The sequence below is a fragment of the Actinomycetota bacterium genome, from assembly GCA_019347575.1.
GTDB lineage: Bacteria > Actinomycetota > Nitriliruptoria > Nitriliruptorales > Nitriliruptoraceae > JAHWKY01.
Window position 1 is genome coordinate 12,581 of sequence record JAHWKY010000034.1, and the last position, 17,199, is coordinate 29,779.

General features: G+C 69.9%; 17 protein-coding genes and 1 other RNA gene. 6 read left to right on the top strand and 12 right to left on the bottom strand.

The window, feature by feature from the left end; translation table 11 throughout:
• Positions 1-170 precede the first annotated feature (170 nt).
• Positions 171-525: a transfer-messenger RNA gene (gene ssrA / locus KY469_18315) on the bottom strand.
• A 433-nt stretch (positions 526-958) separates the two neighbouring features.
• On the opposite strand from ssrA, the gene KY469_18320 reads away from it, so the two are divergent.
• Entirely contained in the window at positions 959-1,660 is a 702-nt protein-coding gene (locus KY469_18320) for a hypothetical protein (GenBank protein MBW3665054.1), read from the top strand.
• 39 nt (positions 1,661-1,699) lie between these two features.
• On the opposite strand, the gene smpB is transcribed toward KY469_18320, so the two are convergent.
• The 8 genes from smpB to KY469_18360 form a co-directional block, all read right to left on the bottom strand.
• A complete protein-coding gene (gene smpB, locus KY469_18325) occupies positions 1,700-2,173 on the bottom strand; it encodes an SsrA-binding protein SmpB (protein ID MBW3665055.1) in 474 nt (157 codons plus the stop codon).
• A gap of 22 nt (positions 2,174-2,195) precedes the next feature.
• The gene (locus tag KY469_18330) at positions 2,196-2,597 is read right to left on the bottom strand and encodes a response regulator (GenBank protein MBW3665056.1); all 402 of its coding nucleotides are present in this window, start codon (positions 2,595-2,597) and stop codon (positions 2,196-2,198) included.
• 67 nt (positions 2,598-2,664) lie between these two features.
• Positions 2,665-3,870 (bottom strand): peptidoglycan DD-metalloendopeptidase family protein, encoded by a 1,206-nt coding sequence (locus tag KY469_18335; GenBank protein ID MBW3665057.1) that lies wholly within the window; start codon positions 3,868-3,870, stop codon positions 2,665-2,667.
• Positions 3,871-4,141: 271 nt separating this feature from the next.
• On the bottom strand, positions 4,142-5,038 hold the full coding sequence (gene ftsX / locus KY469_18340) for a permease-like cell division protein FtsX (protein ID MBW3665058.1): 897 nt from the start codon (positions 5,036-5,038) through the stop codon (positions 4,142-4,144).
• Positions 5,028-5,726 (bottom strand): cell division ATP-binding protein FtsE, encoded by a 699-nt coding sequence (gene ftsE / locus KY469_18345; GenBank protein MBW3665059.1) that lies wholly within the window; start codon positions 5,724-5,726, stop codon positions 5,028-5,030. Before ftsE ends, ftsX begins: the two co-directional genes overlap by 11 nt.
• Before the next feature lie 129 nt (positions 5,727-5,855).
• A protein-coding gene (prfB, locus tag KY469_18350; GenBank protein MBW3665060.1) for a peptide chain release factor 2 occupies positions 5,856-6,978 on the bottom strand; the annotation gives its coding sequence in 2 pieces (ribosomal slippage) (positions 5,856-6,908 and positions 6,910-6,978; 1,122 coding nt in all).
• 544 nt (positions 6,979-7,522) lie between these two features.
• Positions 7,523-7,960 carry a hypothetical protein gene (locus KY469_18355; GenBank protein ID MBW3665061.1) on the bottom strand — a complete coding sequence of 146 codons (438 nt, stop codon included), beginning with the start codon at positions 7,958-7,960 and terminating at the stop codon, positions 7,523-7,525.
• Positions 7,957-8,529, bottom strand: coding sequence for a sigma-70 family RNA polymerase sigma factor (locus KY469_18360; GenBank protein ID MBW3665062.1), 573 nt, complete (start codon positions 8,527-8,529; stop codon positions 7,957-7,959). The genes KY469_18355 and KY469_18360 overlap by 4 nt, the downstream gene beginning before the upstream one ends.
• 129 nt (positions 8,530-8,658) lie before the next feature.
• Here KY469_18360 and KY469_18365 point away from each other — a divergent pair, with 129 nt between their 5' ends.
• Entirely contained in the window at positions 8,659-9,327 is a 669-nt protein-coding gene (locus tag KY469_18365; protein ID MBW3665063.1) for a hypothetical protein, read from the top strand.
• A 268-nt stretch (positions 9,328-9,595) separates the two neighbouring features.
• Here KY469_18365 and KY469_18370 read toward each other — a convergent pair whose 3' ends face one another.
• Entirely contained in the window at positions 9,596-11,149 is a 1,554-nt protein-coding gene (locus KY469_18370; protein ID MBW3665064.1) for a SagB family peptide dehydrogenase, read from the bottom strand.
• A gap of 99 nt (positions 11,150-11,248) precedes the next feature.
• On the opposite strand from KY469_18370, the gene KY469_18375 reads away from it, so the two are divergent.
• Complete coding sequence (locus KY469_18375) at positions 11,249-12,241, top strand: LLM class flavin-dependent oxidoreductase (GenBank protein MBW3665065.1); 993 nt, start codon at positions 11,249-11,251, stop codon at positions 12,239-12,241.
• The gene (gene add / locus KY469_18380; GenBank protein ID MBW3665066.1) at positions 12,238-13,269 is read left to right on the top strand and encodes an adenosine deaminase; all 1,032 of its coding nucleotides are present in this window, start codon (positions 12,238-12,240) and stop codon (positions 13,267-13,269) included. Before KY469_18375 ends, add begins: the two co-directional genes overlap by 4 nt.
• A 2-nt stretch (positions 13,270-13,271) precedes the next feature.
• Here add and KY469_18385 read toward each other — a convergent pair whose 3' ends face one another.
• Positions 13,272-13,577, bottom strand: coding sequence for an antibiotic biosynthesis monooxygenase (locus KY469_18385; protein ID MBW3665067.1), 306 nt, complete (start codon positions 13,575-13,577; stop codon positions 13,272-13,274).
• 45 nt (positions 13,578-13,622) lie between these two features.
• Here KY469_18385 and KY469_18390 point away from each other — a divergent pair, with 45 nt between their 5' ends.
• The gene (locus KY469_18390; GenBank protein ID MBW3665068.1) at positions 13,623-14,138 is read left to right on the top strand and encodes a hypothetical protein; all 516 of its coding nucleotides are present in this window, start codon (positions 13,623-13,625) and stop codon (positions 14,136-14,138) included.
• Positions 14,139-14,184: 46 nt separating this feature from the next.
• Here KY469_18390 and tkt read toward each other — a convergent pair whose 3' ends face one another.
• Positions 14,185-16,350, bottom strand: a complete 2,166-nt coding sequence (tkt, locus tag KY469_18395; GenBank protein ID MBW3665069.1) for a transketolase — start codon at positions 16,348-16,350, stop codon at positions 14,185-14,187.
• An 8-nt stretch (positions 16,351-16,358) separates the two neighbouring features.
• Between tkt and KY469_18400 the strand changes: the two genes are divergently transcribed.
• Entirely contained in the window at positions 16,359-17,156 is a 798-nt protein-coding gene (locus KY469_18400) for a septum formation family protein (GenBank protein ID MBW3665070.1), read from the top strand.
• Positions 17,157-17,199: the final 43 nt, after the last annotated feature.

Genomic DNA, 17,199 nt, shown 5'->3' on the forward strand with positions numbered 1-17,199 from the left:
CGAGGTCGCGGGCTCCTGCTGCGGAGGGGACGGGCTGCGCGGTCGGCACCCCGGCCTCAACGCTTGTCGTCGAGGCTGTCGGTGCGGACCTCCCCGCGCCGACCCTTGGCGGTCGGTCGCGGAGGCGTTCCGTCGGACGGGTCCCGGCGCTAGCCGGGCGGTTCGGTGGATCGTGGAGCTGCCGGGAATCGAACCCGGGTCCCGCGGTCCCGATGTTGGGGCTCTACGTGCGTAGGTTCCGGATGGTTTCGGCGGCGGTGCTCCGGAGCCAGACAGCTTCCGCGCGCCTACCCGTCTTGAGGTTTCCCGCGATCACCGACGGTGGGGTTCACGCGGTTGAGCCTCCTGATGACGATCCGACCCTCGTAGGAGGCGTCAGAGGCGGATCGTGACGGTTGTTAGGCCGCCATTGCCAGTCTGTCGGTGGCAGTTGTTGGTTCCCATCGGTTTTGTACGAGGTCCGCTGGGCTCCTCGGCACGCTCCCCTCACACCGGCGATGACCACGGTCGAGACCTGTCAGCCCCGTGAGAGGTGTTGCCCGTCCTTCTCGCTCTGCAGTTGTCGTCCTGGATAAAGGGTAACGCGCGCGTGGGATCGTTCGTTCCCGTGTCCCCACTTCCGTCCACCGCCAACCTGGCGCCATCGTGCGCTGAGCGCACCACACGGCATGGACGAGGCAGGTTGCGAGCCCCGTCCGCGGAAGTCCTCACCACGCCAGGGAGGGCAGCCCCATGCGCCGTCTCGTACCGCCCGACGTCGCCGCACTCACGCTGACACTGCTCGCGACGACCCCCGGGGGTGCCGAAGGAGGACTGTCGGACCTTCGACAACGGCGGCACGCCGGCACGACCGGCGCCGGCCCATCTTCGGGCAGGGATCCCGCGCCCGCCTGTCGAAGTCTCCCGCTGACGGCGGGGGTCTGGTGCCCCTCCACCCCCAACCAGACGGAGGCATCCCGTGGACACCAAGCGCTGGATCCTGGTACTGGCGATCCTGCCGCTCGCACTCGTCACGGTCGCCGCATCCCATGATGACGACCCCAACTGCCGGGACATCAGCGACGATCCCGAAGAGCCGATCGTCATCTGCACCGAGACGAACTGGTTCCACTGCATCGATGACGTCAAGGTGCAGAACTACTACGCGCTGACCGCCGGCCAGTACGCGAGCTGGGACACGACCGAGCCGGCCGGATCCGTCACCGACGGCGAAGGCTGCGGCTACTACGAGAACCTGTTCAGCGCAGATGGTGAGAACCCCTACGACGTGATCCACAAGGGCACGTACACGGGGCTGATCGACAGCTTCTCGGTCGAGCTCCACAACATCCACGTCAGCTCGTTCCGGGCTCTGGGTGCGTACTGGGTGGGTCTGCGGATCGTGGTCGACGGGGTCGTCATCTTCGAGAACGAGACCGAGAACTTCGTCACGCTCTTCCCCGAACCCAGCGACACCGGGCTCAGCGAGGCCATGCGGTTCACCGTGCTCGGCGTCGACCTGCTCGACCCGGATACCGACGACACCGAGCACACGGTCACGGTCCAGGTGAAGTCGTACAACGACGCCCAGGCGGCGTGGGTCTGGGACACGACCGAGGTCCCCGCGCACATCACCTTCAACAACGAGTTCATCGTGGGGACGCCGATCTTCGTCGGCTGAGACGGTCAGCCTGAGGACAGCGGGGCGCCGTCGACTACATCAGCGCCGCTGCCGCAGCGCGCGGTCGATCTCGCGCTCCGCATCGCGCTTGGCGATGTCCCGCCGCTTGTCGTGGGTGGCCTTGCCGCTTCCCACGGCGAACTCGAGCTTGGCGCGGCCGGCGCGGAAGTACAGGCGCAGCGGTACGAGCGTGACGCCCTTCGCGGCCGTCTCGTGAGCGAGGCGCTCGAGCTGGTAGGCGTGCAGCAGCAGCTTGCGATCGCGTTTGGGGTCGTGGTTGGCGATGTTGCCGTGGCTGTACTCGGGGATGTGAGCCCCGATCAGCCAGGCTTCACCGTTGTTATCCATCCCGACGTAGGCCTCGGCGAGCGACGCCTTGCCGTCCCGTAGGGACTTGACCTCCGTCCCACGCAGCACGAGCCCAGCCTCGTACGTGTCGCCGAGGTTGAAGTCGTAGCGAGCGCGCCGGTTCTGAGCGATCACCTTCACGCCCTCGCGGGGCTCGTTGGACATACGAGCAGCGTAACGACCGAGTTCAGCTGCGCCGTCGACGGCGCTTCTTCTTCCCCGCGGCCAGGTCCATGATGGCCCGGCTCAGCTCGTTCATCGAGACGGGCTTCGTGAGGAAGACATCCGCCCCGGCAGACCTCGCCGCGGCCTTGGTCTCGTCGTCCGAACGCGCCGTCACGAAGATGATCGGGACCGGCTTCAACGCCGCGTCGGCACGGACCTCCCGGGCGAGCTCGACGCCGTCCATGCCGGGCATCATGATGTCGAACACGAACACGTCGAAGTGGCCCGCACGCGCCTTCCGGAGCGCGTCGAGGCCGTCGTCGGCGGTCGTGACCGCCACGTCCTCGAGTTCCTCCAACGCTCGGAGCAGCAGCAGGACACTGGGATCGTCGTCAGCTACGAGGACCTGGAGCGTGCGCCCCAACCGCGGGACCTCCCGGTGAGCGGGTGCGCAGGGTAGTGCGCGTGAGACAGCACCAGGGGTCAGCGGGTCACGAGTACCACGCCATGGGGTCGCGCGGCTCGCCGTTCACGCGCACCTCGAAGTGCAGGTGCGGACCGGTCGACCACCCCGTCGATCCGACCGCCCCAACCGTCTGCGACTGACCCACGACCTCGCCTGCAGCGACGCTGATCGACGACAGGTGGCCGTACAGCGTGGCCACGCCACCACCGTGATCGATGACGACCGCGAGGCCGTAGCCGCCGCGCCAGTCGGCGTGGACGACCAGCCCCTCAGCAGCGCTGACGACGGCCTGGCCGGTCGAACCACTGATGTCGATGCCGGCGTGCATGCGTCGGCTACCGAAGATGGGGTGGGTACGCCAGCCGAAGTCGGAGGTCTTGCGCCCATCCGTGGGCCACACCAGCTCGCCGCTACCCGGGGCACCCGCACGCCACACGGAGTTGCGTAGCTCGTCCGCGAGCGACCGGGACGTGGCTTCCAGCTCGGCCACGAGCTGGCTGTAGGAGGCCTCGTCCGCCTCGAGCTGCTGGATGAGCGCGGCGTGACGGGACCGCTCGTCGGCGACCTGGTCGGTCAGCCGCCGCTGCGTCTGCGTGAGCTGCTCGACCTCGTCGCGGACCCGCTTGGCGGCCTGTTCGTCGCGCTGCAGTCGCTCACGGAGCGCGTCGACCTCGGCCCGGCGGTCGATCAGCTCGCCGTTGAGCCGCTCGATGTCGACGATCACCTCGGTGTCGTAGCGCAGCACCGACCGTACGTAGTAGCCGGTGTTCACGAAGTCGGTGACCGATTCGGTCCCGAGCATGGCCTCGACGAACGAGACCGTGCCGTACTTGTAGGTCGCTGCGACGCGGTCCTCGAAGTTGCGCTCGCGGGTTTCGAGCGCGAGCCGGATGCGCTCGAGCTCCTCGCTCACCTCCACCAGCCGGACCGTGGCCTCGGCCGTGCGTTCGCGCGCCTCGCTGTAGGTCTGTTGCTTGGTGGCGAGGTCGCTCTCGAGCGTGCGGAGCCGCCCGGTCAGGTCCACGAGCTGGGCGTCGACGACCTGGAGTTGTTGCTGGGCGGCCTCGGACCGGACGTGGATGCTGTCGAGCTGCGCCCGCGCGTCACGGAGTTCCTGCTGGGTGTGGCTGAAGCGCTCCTGCAGCTCCTCCTGCGCCCCGGCCGCGACCGGCAGCGACGCGAGCACGATCAGGGCCACGAGGACCCGGGCGGTCACCGGTCGGCCGGGCATGTCCACTCCGCGTGCTGCGCTGTGTGTCGGACGCTCGGGCGCCGTCGCGACGCACCCTGGTCCTGGTCGGCCGGACGTCGCGGCGGCTTGAGTTACATCAGCGTAACACTCCGCAGCCACATGAGCCTCGTGTCGCCACAGACGCGATACCAGGCAACAGCAAGCTCAGACGTCGAGGAAGCGGCGGAGCGACACGGCGCAGCCGCCTCGACGACGACCTACACGTCGAGGAAGCGGCGGAGCGACACGGCGCAGCCGCCTCGACGACGACCTACACGTCGAGGAAGCGGCGGAGCGACACGACCGAGCTGACCGCGGCGATGAAGACTCCGACGCCGAACAGCCACGGGGCGAGCAGCAGCACCTCCTCGGTGCCGATGAACGGCGTGAGCGAGATGCGCCCTCGGAGCCAGTCGGTCAGGCGCGGGACCGCGACGATGAGCAGCAGCCACGAGACCGCGGCACCGACGAGTCCCGCGATGACGCCTTCCAGCACGAACGGCAGGCGGATGTACCAGTTCGACGCCCCGACGAGCTTCATGATGGAGGTCTGCTCGCGACGCGCGTAGGCCGCGACTCTGATCGTGTTGGCGATCAACACCATCGCCGCCACGAGCTGGATGGCTGCCACCGCGAGCGCCCCTGCCTGGAACACGTCGGTGATCGTGAAGAACTCCTTCAGCACGTCACGCTGATCGATGATGTCCTCGACCCCGGGCACGGCCTCGAACCGATCCTTGATCACCTGGAAGTCGTTCTCGGGATCGGCGAGCTTGACCCGGAACGAGGCCGGAAGCGCGTCGGGGGTGACGGTCTCGACGAGGTCGGGTTGGTTCTTGAACTGCTCCTTGAAGCGCTCGTACGCGTCGGCCTTCGACTCGTAGAACACCTCCTCGACGACCGGCTCCTGCCGCAGCGCCGCCTCGAGCGAGTCACGCTGCTCCGGGGTGATCTCGGGACACTGCCGGCCGTCGCAGAGGAAGATCGAGACCTCGATCTTGCCGGTCCAGAAGCCGGCCGCGAGGTCGACCTGGCTGCTGAGGAGCAGCGCGGCCCCGAGCAACGTGAGCGAGACCGCGACGCTGAGGATCACCGCGATGGTCATGAGGAGGTTGCGGCGGAGACCGATGACGGCCTCGCCCAGGAGGTACCGCCACCTAGCCGGCATAGCCGTAGACCCCTCGGGACTGGTCGCGCACGACGACGCCGTTCTCGAGCTCGACGACGCGGCGACGCATCGAGTCGACGATGTGCTGGTCGTGGGTCGCCATGACGACGGTGGTGCCGGTGCGGTTGATCCGGTCGAGCAGCTTCATGATCCCGACGGACGTCGAGGGATCGAGGTTGCCGGTGGGCTCGTCACAGAGCATGATGCGGGGAGCGTTGACGAAGGCCCGCGCGATCGAGACCCGCTGCTGCTGGCCACCCGAGAGTTCGTGCGGGAGCGCCTCGGCCTTGTCGTCGAGACCGACCAGGTCGAGGACCTCAGGGACCCGCTTGTTGATCAGGTGTCGCGGCTTGCCGATCACCTCGAGCGCGAACGCCACGTTCTCGTACACCGTCTTGGAAGACAGCAGCTTGAAGTCCTGGAACACGTACCCGATCTGGCGCCGTAGCATCGGCACCTTCCAGGGCTTGAGGGTCGCGAGGTTCTTGCCGGCGACGTAGATCTCGCCCTGGTCCTGGTGCTCCTCGCGCGTCAGGAGCTTCATGAGGGTCGACTTCCCCGAACCCGACGGTCCGACGATGAAGACGAACTCGCCCTTGCCGACCTCCACGGTCACGTCCTGCAGGGCGATGACCTCGCCCTTCTCGCCCTTCTTGTAGATCTTGGTGACGCCCTTGAGCGTGATCACGGCGCAACTCTCGACGGATGGACGGGCGGGGTGATGGTCACGGGAGGGTACGGGGAGCGCTGGCTCGACCGGTGACCCCCGCGTCCGGTCGGTGCTGGCTCCGCGAGTCGCGGAGCGTAGCAGCGAGGGTCACGTGTCCTCTCCAGCGGTCTCGGTCGCGCGGCGACGGAGCTCGGCCTCTATGAGCGGGTCAAGGTCACCGTCGAGGACGGCCTGGACGTTGCCGATCTCGAGGTCGGTGCGCAGGTCCTTGACCATCTGGTACGGGTGCAGGACGTAGCTGCGGATCTGGCTGCCGAAACCGACGTTCTGACGCCCTCCGCGCAACTCCTCGAGCTCGTCCCGTCGCTTCTGACGCTCGAGGTCCGCCAGGCGCGCCTTGAGGATGCGCAGCGCGACCGCCTTGTTCTGGTGCTGGCTCTTCTCGTTCTGACAGCTGACGACGATCCCGGTGGGCAGGTGGGTCAGGCGCACCGCCGAGTCGGTCGTGTTGACGCTCTGACCCCCCGGACCCGAGGAGCGGTAGACGTCCACGCGGATGTCATCGTCCGGGACCTGGATCTCGGCATCGACCTCAGGCAGCAGGGGCACGACGTCGACGAGAGCGAAACTGGTCTGGCGCCGGGCGTTGGCGTCGAAGGGTGAGATGCGCACGAGTCGGTGCACGCCGTGCTCGGCCTTCAGCATGCCGTAGGCGTCCTCCCCGTTCACCTCGAAGGTGGTCGACTTCAGCCCAGCCTCCTCGCCGAACTGCTCGTCGTAGACCTCCACCTTGTAGCCGCGCTGCTCGGCCCACCTGGCGTACATCCGCTGCAGCATCTGTGCCCAGTCCATCGCGTCGACGCCGCCCTCACCGGCGTGGACCGAGACGATCGCGTCGGAGTCGTCGTACTCGCCCGAGAGGAGCGTGGCGACCTCCAACGCATCGATGCGTCCCGCGATGGCGTCGAGGCCGCGTGCGACCTCGGCCGCGGAGGCAGGGTCGTCCTCCTCCTGCGCGAGTTGATCCAGGACGTCGAGGTCGTCGAGCTGGGCGACGAGATCGTCGTAGCGCTGGAGCGAGGCCTCAACGCGCGACAGCTGCGTGGTGACGTGCCGAGCGTTGTCGGGATCGTCCCAGAGGGACGGTTCGGTGGCCTGCTGCCTCAGCTGCTCGAGGCGGGCGCGTTTGCCGTCGACGTCAAAGGTAGCTCCGGACGTGCTCCACGCGGCGCCGCTGTTCGGCGAGCCGATCGGCGTGGCTGGTGGCCATCGGAGGGAACTCCTGGGGGACGATGAGAGGGTCGACCGACGATGCTACCCACCACGTCCGGGAACGAGAGGAAGCGGGTGCTCTCCCCTCCGGAAGCACCCGCCTCCTGTGACGACCTCTGCGGTGAGTTCGCGTCCGGTCGCATCTACGAGGTTCGCCAGGCGCACGTCCCTCTCCTGCTGATCGCGATGAGCGTGCGGGGACCGCACGAGCTCGCGCGTGTCCGCGCCCGTGCAACCACCTGCCCTGTCCGCGCGTCCCAACCGGTGACGCGGCAGTGTCCGAGGGGCCCGGGAACGGACTGCCGTCCCCTCGACGACGGTGGTTCGGTGACCTCGTGGAGTCCGGAAGGAAGGGATGACGGTGGAGACGATCCTCGTGGTGATGATCACCGCCATCGCGGGCGGTGCGCTCGTGTCCTGGCTACCTGGCCCCAAGACCCCGGCGGAGTGACGCTCCGGTCGGACGCTGCCCGGGGACGTGTGGCCCCCGCGGCTGGTGCGGCGCGCATCGGTGACGATCCGACCGACCGCGACTCAGAACACTAGGAGGGCGGCAGCTCGCCGGCACCGTCCAGCTGGGGAAGCTCGCCCGTGTCGGGCAACCCGTCGTTGGGGCCGGGGTGCGGTCGGTCCGCAGGTGTGGCGTAGTCGGTGAACGCCTGGACGACGCGGAGCCAGCCACCACCGAGCGCCCGGACGATCGTCAGGAGGGTGGCTTCCGTGCGGATGCGACCGACCGCGCGCTGGGCCACCCGCGCGGGAGCGGTCGGTGAGGGCGCGGACCTCAGGGTCTCCGCCACACCCCGCGACGCCGACGACTCGGCCACGACCGCCCGACACGCGGCACAGTCGGGTACGTGCCGGACCAGCGCGATGACGTCCGACTCCTCGCCGTCCAGCACCCACGCCGCGACGTCCTCTGGAGGTACGCCGGCGGCGCAGACCACGGGTGTCGCCCCGGTGGCTTCCTGATCGCTCACGTCGCTGCCTCCTCCTGGCCGACAGCGTCGTAGCGAGCCAGTGCCGCGGTCAACTCCTGACGCGCACGGAACAGCCGGCTCTTCACGGCCGCCACCGAGGTGTCGAGCACCTCCGCCAGTTCCTCGTAGCTCAAGCCCTCCATCTCACGCAGGACGTAGCAGGCACGCTGCTCGGCAGAGAGCCGCTCGAGCGCGGCGAGCGCCGCCGACAGACGCTCGGCGTCCTCGGTCCGCACCGCGGGGTCGTCCGACCGCACCGCCGTGTCGGGGATCTCGGCAGTGACCCCGCGACGACGGTCCACCCGGTTGAGGGCGAGGTTGGTGACGATCCGGTACAGCCACGTGCTGAAGCGTGCATCGCCCCGGAACCGGGGAAGCGAACGCCACGCCCGCACGAGTGCCTCCTGGGCGACGTCCTCAGCATCGCCGGGATGGCGCGTGATGCGCAGGGCGACCCGGTACGCGCGATCGCGGTGGCGGTGGACGAGCTCCTCGAACGCCGCGACGTCCTCGCCGTCACGGGCACGGACGACGAGTTCGGCGTCATCGAGGTCGGCGAGCGCGGACACGGTGCGAGTCAAGCACTCCGTGCGCCCCGCGCACGGAGTGGCTGGCGGGCGCAACTCGACGTCGACGTCGGTGTCAGACCCCCGGTAGCCCACCCCGCGGCCGCCTTCCCCTCAAGGAGGAGCAAGACCGTGAACCTCGACGCCATCCGCGACGGCCTGACCGAGGCGTGGACCTCCGTGGCCGCCTTCACCCCCAAGCTCGCCGCTGCCGTGGTCATCCTGTTCGCCGGGTGGCTGGCAGCCCGGATCATCCGCACCATCGCGGGCCGCGTGCTCGATCTCGTGCGCTTCGACGAGGTCGTCGAGCGCGCCGGTGTGCACGCTGCGACGGAACGCACAGGTTACGACCCCAAGGGCATCGTGACGGGGATCGTGTACTGGATCGTGCTGTTCGTGACCTTCCAGCTGGCCGCCGAGACGCTCGGCGCGGACCAGCTCTCCGAGCTCCTCGCGGCGCTGATCGGCTTCCTGCCGAACGTGCTCGTCGCCGTGGCCATCATCCTGGTGGCGATGGCGTTCGCGAGCTCCGTGGCGGGCGCGATCCGTGCCAACGTGACCAACGGCGACACCGGGGCCCGCATCGCCTACTGGGCGATCACCGTCTTCGGCGCCGTGGCCGCGCTCAACCAGGTGGAGCTCGCCGAGTCCACCGTGAACATCCTGTTCATCGCTGCTGTCGGGACCGTCGCCGCATCGCTCGTGGTGGCGTTCGGGGTCGGATCCATCCCCGTCGCTCGCGAGCTCGTCGCGCAGTGGACCAGCCGCTCCGAGGTCGAGCAGGTCAAGCGCGTCGCCTGATCCTTACCTTGGCGACGCCGCATCCGCGGCGTCGATCCGGCCCCCGCGATCCCCCCGCGGCCGAGAGCGCGGTCTCGGCCGCTGTGCTTGAGGGGGGACCCGAACCGCGCGACACGGCGCATCCGCGGCGTCGATCCGGCCCCCGCGATCCCCCCGCGGCCGAGAGCGCGGTCTCGGCCGCTGTGCTTGAGGGGGGACCCGAACCGCGCGACACGGCGCATCCACGCCGTCGATCCGGGCCCCGCGACCAGCCGCGGCCGACCGAACGTCACCGGCCCCATCCGTCCGACAACCGGGCGGGTGGGGCCTCTGACGGTCTGCGGCCGGAGCGCGCCTCGTAGGCGGGTGTGCCGACGGCGGTCACCGTCATCGGCTCCGCGCTGGTCTGGAAGAACCGGCTGATGTCGTCGTCGTAGAACGTGAGCCCCGTACCACCCAGGCCGAGCGTGAAGGCGGCCAGCTGGAGCCGCCCCGCGGCGATCCCGCCCTCGAGCTGAGCGACGCGGTAGGCCCTCGCCCCTCCCGCGTCGAGCGCGGCCTCGAGGTCGGCGAGGTGGAAGACGGTGTAGGCACTGTCGCCGCCGAGCTCCTGCTCCAAGCACAGCGTCGTCGTCTCGCCGCGGAAGGCCCCGGGGCGCAGCAGCTCGGGACCGTCGGGCGTCCATCGGTACGCACCCGAGGGGAACCCCTCAACGCTGTGGACCACGAGGTGGTGGTCGGCGAGCAGGTGGTCGCCGTCGGACCAGTCCCCCGGCACCGGCTGGGACGCCACCGCGAGCGGCCACGTGAGCGCGTGGGGGGGGACCTTGTCGTAGCGGAACCGGCGCGTGGAACCGCGTCGCAGGATCACGTCCTCGAGCAGGTCGAAGGTCGGGAGGACGGGCGGCGCGTCGATGACGGTGGTCAGCGTGGACCGCAGGTGGCGGAGGCTCTGTCGCCACGCCGTCACCGCGGTCGCGTTGTCGAGCTCGCCGACATGGTGCTCCCGACCAACCCCCGCGAACTCGCCGACCTCGTCCGACAGCGGCACGGTCTGGACGTCCAGCGGTTCGACCTCGTCGGGGCGCACCCGTGAGCTGCGCGCGGACCGACCGAGCGGGACGACCGCCAGGGCCACCTCCTCCGCACCGTCGATGTCGACCAGATCGCCGACGTGCCGATCGACGAAGCCTGCGCGGACCCGCGCCTCGACCGCGGCCGCCGTGGCGAGACTCAGCACGTGCGCCAGGATCGTGCCAGCGTCCCAGAACAGATGCCGGTAGCCGCGCGCCCCGTACTTCCACGTCGTACGCCACGGGATACCCGTGACGACCAGCGACACCGGAGCGGAGCCCACCTCCTCGTCGACCGCGGCCCGGGCGAGGTCCTGGCGGTGGTCGCCGAGCCGCAACGGGTGCAGGGCGAACTCGTACGGCTCGAAGTGGTACACACCCGCTGGCAGCGGCGGATCACCGTCGAGCTCGCCGCAGACCACGTACAGCTCGATCGGGTACAGAGCACCTGCCGAGGGAGCGGCGCGGAAGTGCAGCGGCTGGCTGCCGCGCACCCACCGACGGGTGACCCCCGCGCTGTAGAAGAGCACGCCCGCCAACCACGCGAGGTCGAGCCGAGCCCGGTTGGGCGGCGCGACCCCCGACAGCGCATCGAGCGCTGGCCAATCGGTCTCGCGCACACCCAGTGGAAGCGGCACCGCACGCAGCGACGGGTAGAGCTTGTAGGGGAAGGGCTGGTTCGCCCAGTCGAGTTCGCGACTGGTCTCGCGCACGCTGCGCCACGTCTGCTTCGTGGCGTCGTGGTAGCTGCGGGCGAACGATCCGGTCATGCCATGCACGGTAGTCGCGGGCAGCGGGCGCCCCGGGTCACGCCCGGGCCGGTGCGCAGCGTCAGTAGGCTCCCGAGAGCATCGACCCCCGGAGCCGTCGTGACCCGCACCGCCGCGTTCGTCCAGCCTGGCCGCAGCATCGAGCGGGCGGCAGCGATCGCCGCCACGGCGGAGCAACTCGGCTACGACACCGTGTTCGACAACCACGTGCTCAGCCGTGATGCGTTCGCGATCCTGGCCCACTACGGGCGCACGACCTCGACCGTTCGACTGGGGACAGGGGTCTACCCCGCGTTCATCACCACACCGGTCGCTCTCGGTCAGCTCGCTGCGTCCATCGACGAGCTCCTCGACAGTCGCCTCGTGCTGGGTCTTGGAACCAGTCACCGCCCCATCATCGAAGGGGTCCACGGGCTCGAGTTCCCGTCCAGCCCCCTGACCGCCATGCGCGAGATCATCGAGGCCCTGCGCCAGCTCTTCACGACCGGATCGCTGAGCTACGAAGGGGAGTACGTCGACATCGGCGGCTTCGGGTTCATGGGCTTCGAACCGCGTGCGGACCTGCCGATCCACCTCGCTGCGCTGGGTCCGAAGATGCTGCAGCTCGCCGGTGAGCTCGCGGACGGCGTGATCCTGTGGCTGTGCGACCCGCGCTACGTGCGGGAGGTGGTCGTCCCCAACGTGCGCCAGGGCGCGGAGCGAGCGGGGCGGGACCCTGGCGACATCGAGATCATCCCCGCGGTGGCATCGTGCCTGACCGACGAGCCCCAGGCCGCCTACGACGCCCAACGGCAGGCGTTGCTGCCCTACCTCAACCTGCCGTTCTACCGCGCGATGCTCGAGGCGTCCGGGTACACGGAGGAGCTCGCCGCGTTCGACGAGCGCTTCGGAGCGGGCGATGTCGACGGGGCCAAGGCGGCGATGACGACGGCGATGCTGGACAACCTCGCTGGCATCGGCACCGTGGACGTGGTCCGCGGCAAGGTCGAGGAGTACCGCGCAGCGGGCGCGACCCTGCCAGCGGTCGGACCGTTCCGAGCGGAAGGCTCATCCGAGCCGGCCGAGACGCTGCGAGCGGCGATCGGCACGTGACCGAGCAGCTGTCATCGCTGCCCAAGGTCGAGCTCCACGTCCACCTCGAGGGTTCGATCTCGGCAGCCACGGCCACCGAGCTGTCCCGGCGCCACGGCGAGGACCCAGACTCGGTCCTCCCGTTGGTGGAGGGCCGCTACCCCGAGCGGTTCACGACCTTCCAGGAGTTCGTCGAGCTGTACCTCGCGGTGACCCGTCAGGTCCGTACGCCTGACGACCTCGCGACCGTCGCGGCGGAGTTCGCGCGGCAGCAGGCGGCGCAGAACGTGCGTTACACCGAGGCGACGTTCACCGCTGCGACCCTCGACGACTTCGGTCTGGACACCGCCGCGATGTGGGAGGCACTGCGCGACGGGCTCGCGGGGCAGGAGACCGACGTGCGCCTCATCGTCGACGCCGTGCGCAACGTGGGACCGCGGTCGGGACACCGCACGGTCGCCCTCGTCGAGGAGGGGCTCGAGATCGGCGCCCCGATCGTCGGTCTCGGGCTAGCTGGGGACGAGAACTCCGCGCCGGTCAGGGACTTCACGATGCTGCGGGAGGCGGCCGACCGGCTCGGACTCGGCCTCACGGTGCACGCGGGCGAGACCGGTCCGGCCTCCAACATCCGCGAGGCACTCGACGACATCGGCGCCGACCGCATCGGCCACGGTGTCGCCGCCGTGAACGACCCCCAACTGCTCCATCGCTTGGTGGCCGAGCAGGTCGTGCTCGAGGTCTGTCCGTCGTCCAACGTCGTCCTGCAGGTGGTCCCCGACCTCGACGATCACCCGTTCCCACAGCTGTGGAGACGCGGGGCGAACGTCACCATCAACAGCGACGATCCCCCCTTCTTCGCGACCACCCTGACGGATGAGCTGGCCCACGCCGCCAGGCTCGCGGCTCTCGACGACGCCGACCTCGCCGAGCTCCAGCGCCGCGCCGCGCGCGGGGCTTTCTGCGAGGACGAGCTGCGGTCGACGCTCTTCGCGCAGATCGACGCGTGGGAGCGCAAACGCGGTCGCGAGTGCGCCACCCGACTGACGTGAGGTCAGCCGGCGGTGATGACGACATCGAACGCGAGCAGCTCCGAGCCGGATGCGGCCGGGCCGTGCTGGGCCGACTGTGCGTGGCCCTTGGTGAACGCATCCGACGCGACCCAGGCCTGGAACGCGTCCTCGGACGCCCAGCGCGTGTAGACGAACCACCGGTTGGAGTCGTCAGTCGGGCGGAGCAGCTCGAAGCCCTCGAACCCGTCGACCTTCTCGATCTCGCCGGCACGGTTGCGGAAGCGCTCCTCGAGCATCGACGTCATCTCGTCGGGGACCTCGAGCACGTTGATACGGACGACGCTCACACGGTGGGCTCCGGTCGGGGCTGGCCAGGCTAGTAGCCTCGACGGGTGGCCAGAACCGACGAACCCTTCGATCGTGAGACGTACCGCACCGCGTGGGCGGCGCTGTCGTTCAGGGAGCGTCGGCAGATCCTCAAGGCGGTCAACCGCGGCAGGGCCGTCCACGATCGACGGGACGCACGGTTCGCGATCGGGGCGGCGCGGACGCAGCAGAAGTTCTGGCGCTGGATCTGGCTGATCGGTCCCGGCGTCGCGCTGGCCCAGGTCGGGCGGGGCGTCGCGGTGTTCGTCACGAACCTGCTCGTGGCGACGCTCGTCCTCGGCGGCATGTCGTGGTGGTTCTACACGCGGGCCAAGCGCGCCGAGGCGGTGAACCTCGAGCTGTTGCAGGGGACGAGGGGGAAGGCGAAGGGGGGCACCAAGGAGTCCCCCGGACGCCCGGTGGCCACCGGTGATCACCTCCCCGGAGGAGGACGCCCGCCTCCGATCGAGAAGCACGACGAGTTCCGTCCCGATCCCAACACGAGCCGCAAGAAGGTCAAGCGCCGACGCAAGCGCCAGTGAACTTCGGTACGGCCGGAGCGAGGGCGCGGCCGGGTGTTCGCCGGTACTACACCAGTCGTCGCGCGACCTCGGTGACGTGGTCGACGGTGAAGCCCAGCTCCTCGGCGATCCGCTCCCACGGCGCAGACGCCCCGAAGCGGTCCAGTCCCACGATCGCCCCGTGGTCACCGACCCATCGCTCCCACCCGAAGGGGGAGGCCGCCTCGACCGCGACTCGCTTGGTGACCTGTGGAGGCAGCACCTCCTCGCGGTACGCGACCGGCTGGGCCGCGAAGCGCTCCCAGCACGGCAGCGACACGACCCGCGCCCCGACACCGTCCGCCTCCAGGCGCTCGGCGGCACCGATGCAGAGCTGCAGCTCGGAGCCGGTGCCGATCAGGATGATGTCGGGCGTGCCGTCGCAGTCCCGGCGGACGTACCCGCCGCGGGACACCGCTTCGGGGTCGATCGGACCGAGGTCAGGGACCCCCTGGCGCGTCAGGGCGATGACCGACGGGCTGCTGCCCGACTCGAGTGCGGCTGCCCACGCCCCGACGACCTCATGGCCGTCGGCGGGGCGGAACACCTGCAGGTTGGGGATGGCGCGCAGGGCGGCGAGGTGCTCGACGGGTTGGTGGGTCGGGCCGTCCTCGCCGAGGAAGACCGAGTCGTGGGTCATCACCCACACCACCCGCAGCCGACTCAGAGCCGAGAGGCGGATAGCGGGCCGGGCGTAGTCGGTGAAGATCAGGAAGGTGGCGGCGTACGGGATGATCCCGCCGTGCAGGGCCATGCCGTTGCTGATCGCAGCCATCGCGTGCTCGCGGACGCCGAAGCGCAGGTTGCGCCCCGACGGGTCGCCCGCGCTGAAGTCGCCGGCACCCTCGACGTCGGTGTTGTTCGAACCGGCGAGGTCGGCGCTGCCGCCGAACAGCTCCGGGACGGCGTCGGCGATGGCGTTGATGACCTTGCCCGAATGCTTGCGGGTCGCGGCCGCACCCTCGATCGTCGGCAGCGCGTCACGCCAGCCTTCGCGCAGCCGTCCGCTCAGTCTCCGCTCGAGCTCGTCCGCGAGCTGCGCGTGCTCGTCGCGGTACGCCGCGAGCCGCTGCTCCCACACACGCCTGGCCTCGCCGCCGCGCGTCCGCGCGTCGAGGTGCTCGCGCACCTCGTCGGGGACGGTGAACGGCTCGTCGTACTCCCAGCCGAGGTTGGCCTTGGTGACCGCGACCTCGTCGGCGCCCAGCGGGGCGCCGTGCGTCGCCGCGGTGCCGGCCTTGTTCGGTGAGCCGAAGCCGATGACGGTGCGCACAGCGACCAGGCTCGGACGATCGTCGTTCTCGGCCCGCTTGACCGCGGCGCGGATCGCGTCGAGGTCGTTGCCGTCCTCGACCCGGTCGGTGTGCCAGCCGTAAGCGTCGAAGCGCGCGAGGACGTCCTCGCTGAACGCGAGGTCGGTGGCGCCGTCGATGGTGATGTGGTTGTCGTCGTAGAGGTAGACGAGGTTGCCCAGGCGCAGGTGGCCGGCGAGCGATGCCGCTTCCGACGCGACCCCCTCCATGAGGTCGCCGTCCGAGACGATGGCGTAGATGCGGTGATCGAACAGGTGGTGATCGCCCCGGTCGAACTCCGCCGCCAGGCGGCGCGCGGCGAGCGCCATGCCCACACCGTTGGCGAAGCCCTGACCCAGCGGACCCGTGGTGGTCTCGACGCCCGGCAGGAGGAAGTTCTCGGGGTGGCCCGCCGTGGGCGCGTCCCACTGACGGAAGTTGCGGATGTCGTCGAGCGTTGGCCGCTCGTACCCGGTGAGGTGGAGCATCGAGTACAGCAGCATCGAGCCGTGGCCAGCCGACAGGACGAACCGGTCGCGCCCGGGCCAGCCCGGCTCGGCCGGATCGAAGCGCATGGCCTCGTGGAACAGCACGTAGGCCAGCGGGGCGGTGCCCATCGGCATGCCGGGGTGCCCCGAGTCGGCGGCCTGGACGGCGTCCATGGCGAGCGTCCGGATGGTGTTGATGGCGAGCTGGGTGGTATCGGCCTGCGACACGCTCGGCTCCGGGTCGGGTGTCCTCAAGCCGACCGTAGCCGCGCCGACGACAACCTCTGAGCCAGCTGGCAAGCTGGGCAGACGAGCGGTCAGGCCGGTCCCAACCCACCGGTCCGACGGGATCGAAGGGGAGCACGGTGGACGAGTTCGGAGACGGCCTGTCGGACGGCGATGACCGAGGAGCATCAGCTGGGGTGGATCACTACGCCGCTCTTGGGGTGGACCGTCGCGCGAGCGCCGACGAGGTGTCGGAGGCGTACGGCCGTCGAGTCGCCGAGCTCCGTGCTCGCCAGCTAGCGGAGAACGATCCGGCCCGGCTGACCGCCACCGAGATCGAGCTCGATCGCGTCGAGGAGGCGTGGCGCGTGCTGTCGGACCCGTCGGCGCGCACCTCGTACGACGTCTCGACGACGTTCGGCGCGGGTGGCGGCACGGGTGCAGGCGACGATCCGGTGGCCTGGCAGCCCGAGGCCGGCGACTCGACGACCTCGACGCGCACCCGGTTGTTCCTGGTCGTCGCGGCCATCGCCATCCTCGGCGTCGTGGTTACGGTGTTCTTCGCCGGCGGGGCGGAGCGTGACGACGAGGGCGAGCTCGTCAGCTCCGGGACCTTGCAGGTCACGGATCTGCAGGTGGGAGACTGCTTCGACAGCACCATCGACGAGACCGTGGGCGAGACCGTCGAGGTCCAGGGCGTGGATGCCATCCCGTGCGGAGAGCCGCACCGCAACCAGGTGTACGCGATCAGGGAGCTGCCGGACGGGGCGGACGCTCCCTTCCCCGGGGACGACGCCGCCTTCGAGTCCTCGGGGCTGCTGTGCCTCGAGACGTTCGAGGATTTCGTCGGGCTGGCCTACGAAGAGTCCGTGCTCGACATATCGGTCGTGTACCCGAGCGCCGACACCTGGGGAACGGGTGACCGCGAGGTCGTCTGTGCCGTCTACGACCCGGCCGGACCCGTCACGGGGTCCCTCGAGGACGCGATGCGGTAGGTCCACACCCGCACGCGGCCGCGCGGACGGCAACGACCGCGCA

Coding starts and splice junctions, on each gene's coding strand:
- smpB (MBW3665055.1), bottom strand. CDS start 2,173: ATGTCCAACGAGCCCCGCGAGGGCGTGAAGGTGATCGCTCAGAACCGG.
- KY469_18335 (MBW3665057.1), bottom strand. CDS start 3,870: ATGCCCGGCCGACCGGTGACCGCCCGGGTCCTCGTGGCCCTGATCGTG.
- ftsX (MBW3665058.1), bottom strand. CDS start 5,038: ATGCCGGCTAGGTGGCGGTACCTCCTGGGCGAGGCCGTCATCGGTCTC.
- KY469_18370 (MBW3665064.1), bottom strand. CDS start 11,149: ATGACCGGATCGTTCGCCCGCAGCTACCACGACGCCACGAAGCAGACG.
- tkt (MBW3665069.1), bottom strand. CDS start 16,350: ATGCTCCTCGGTCATCGCCGTCCGACAGGCCGTCTCCGAACTCGTCCA.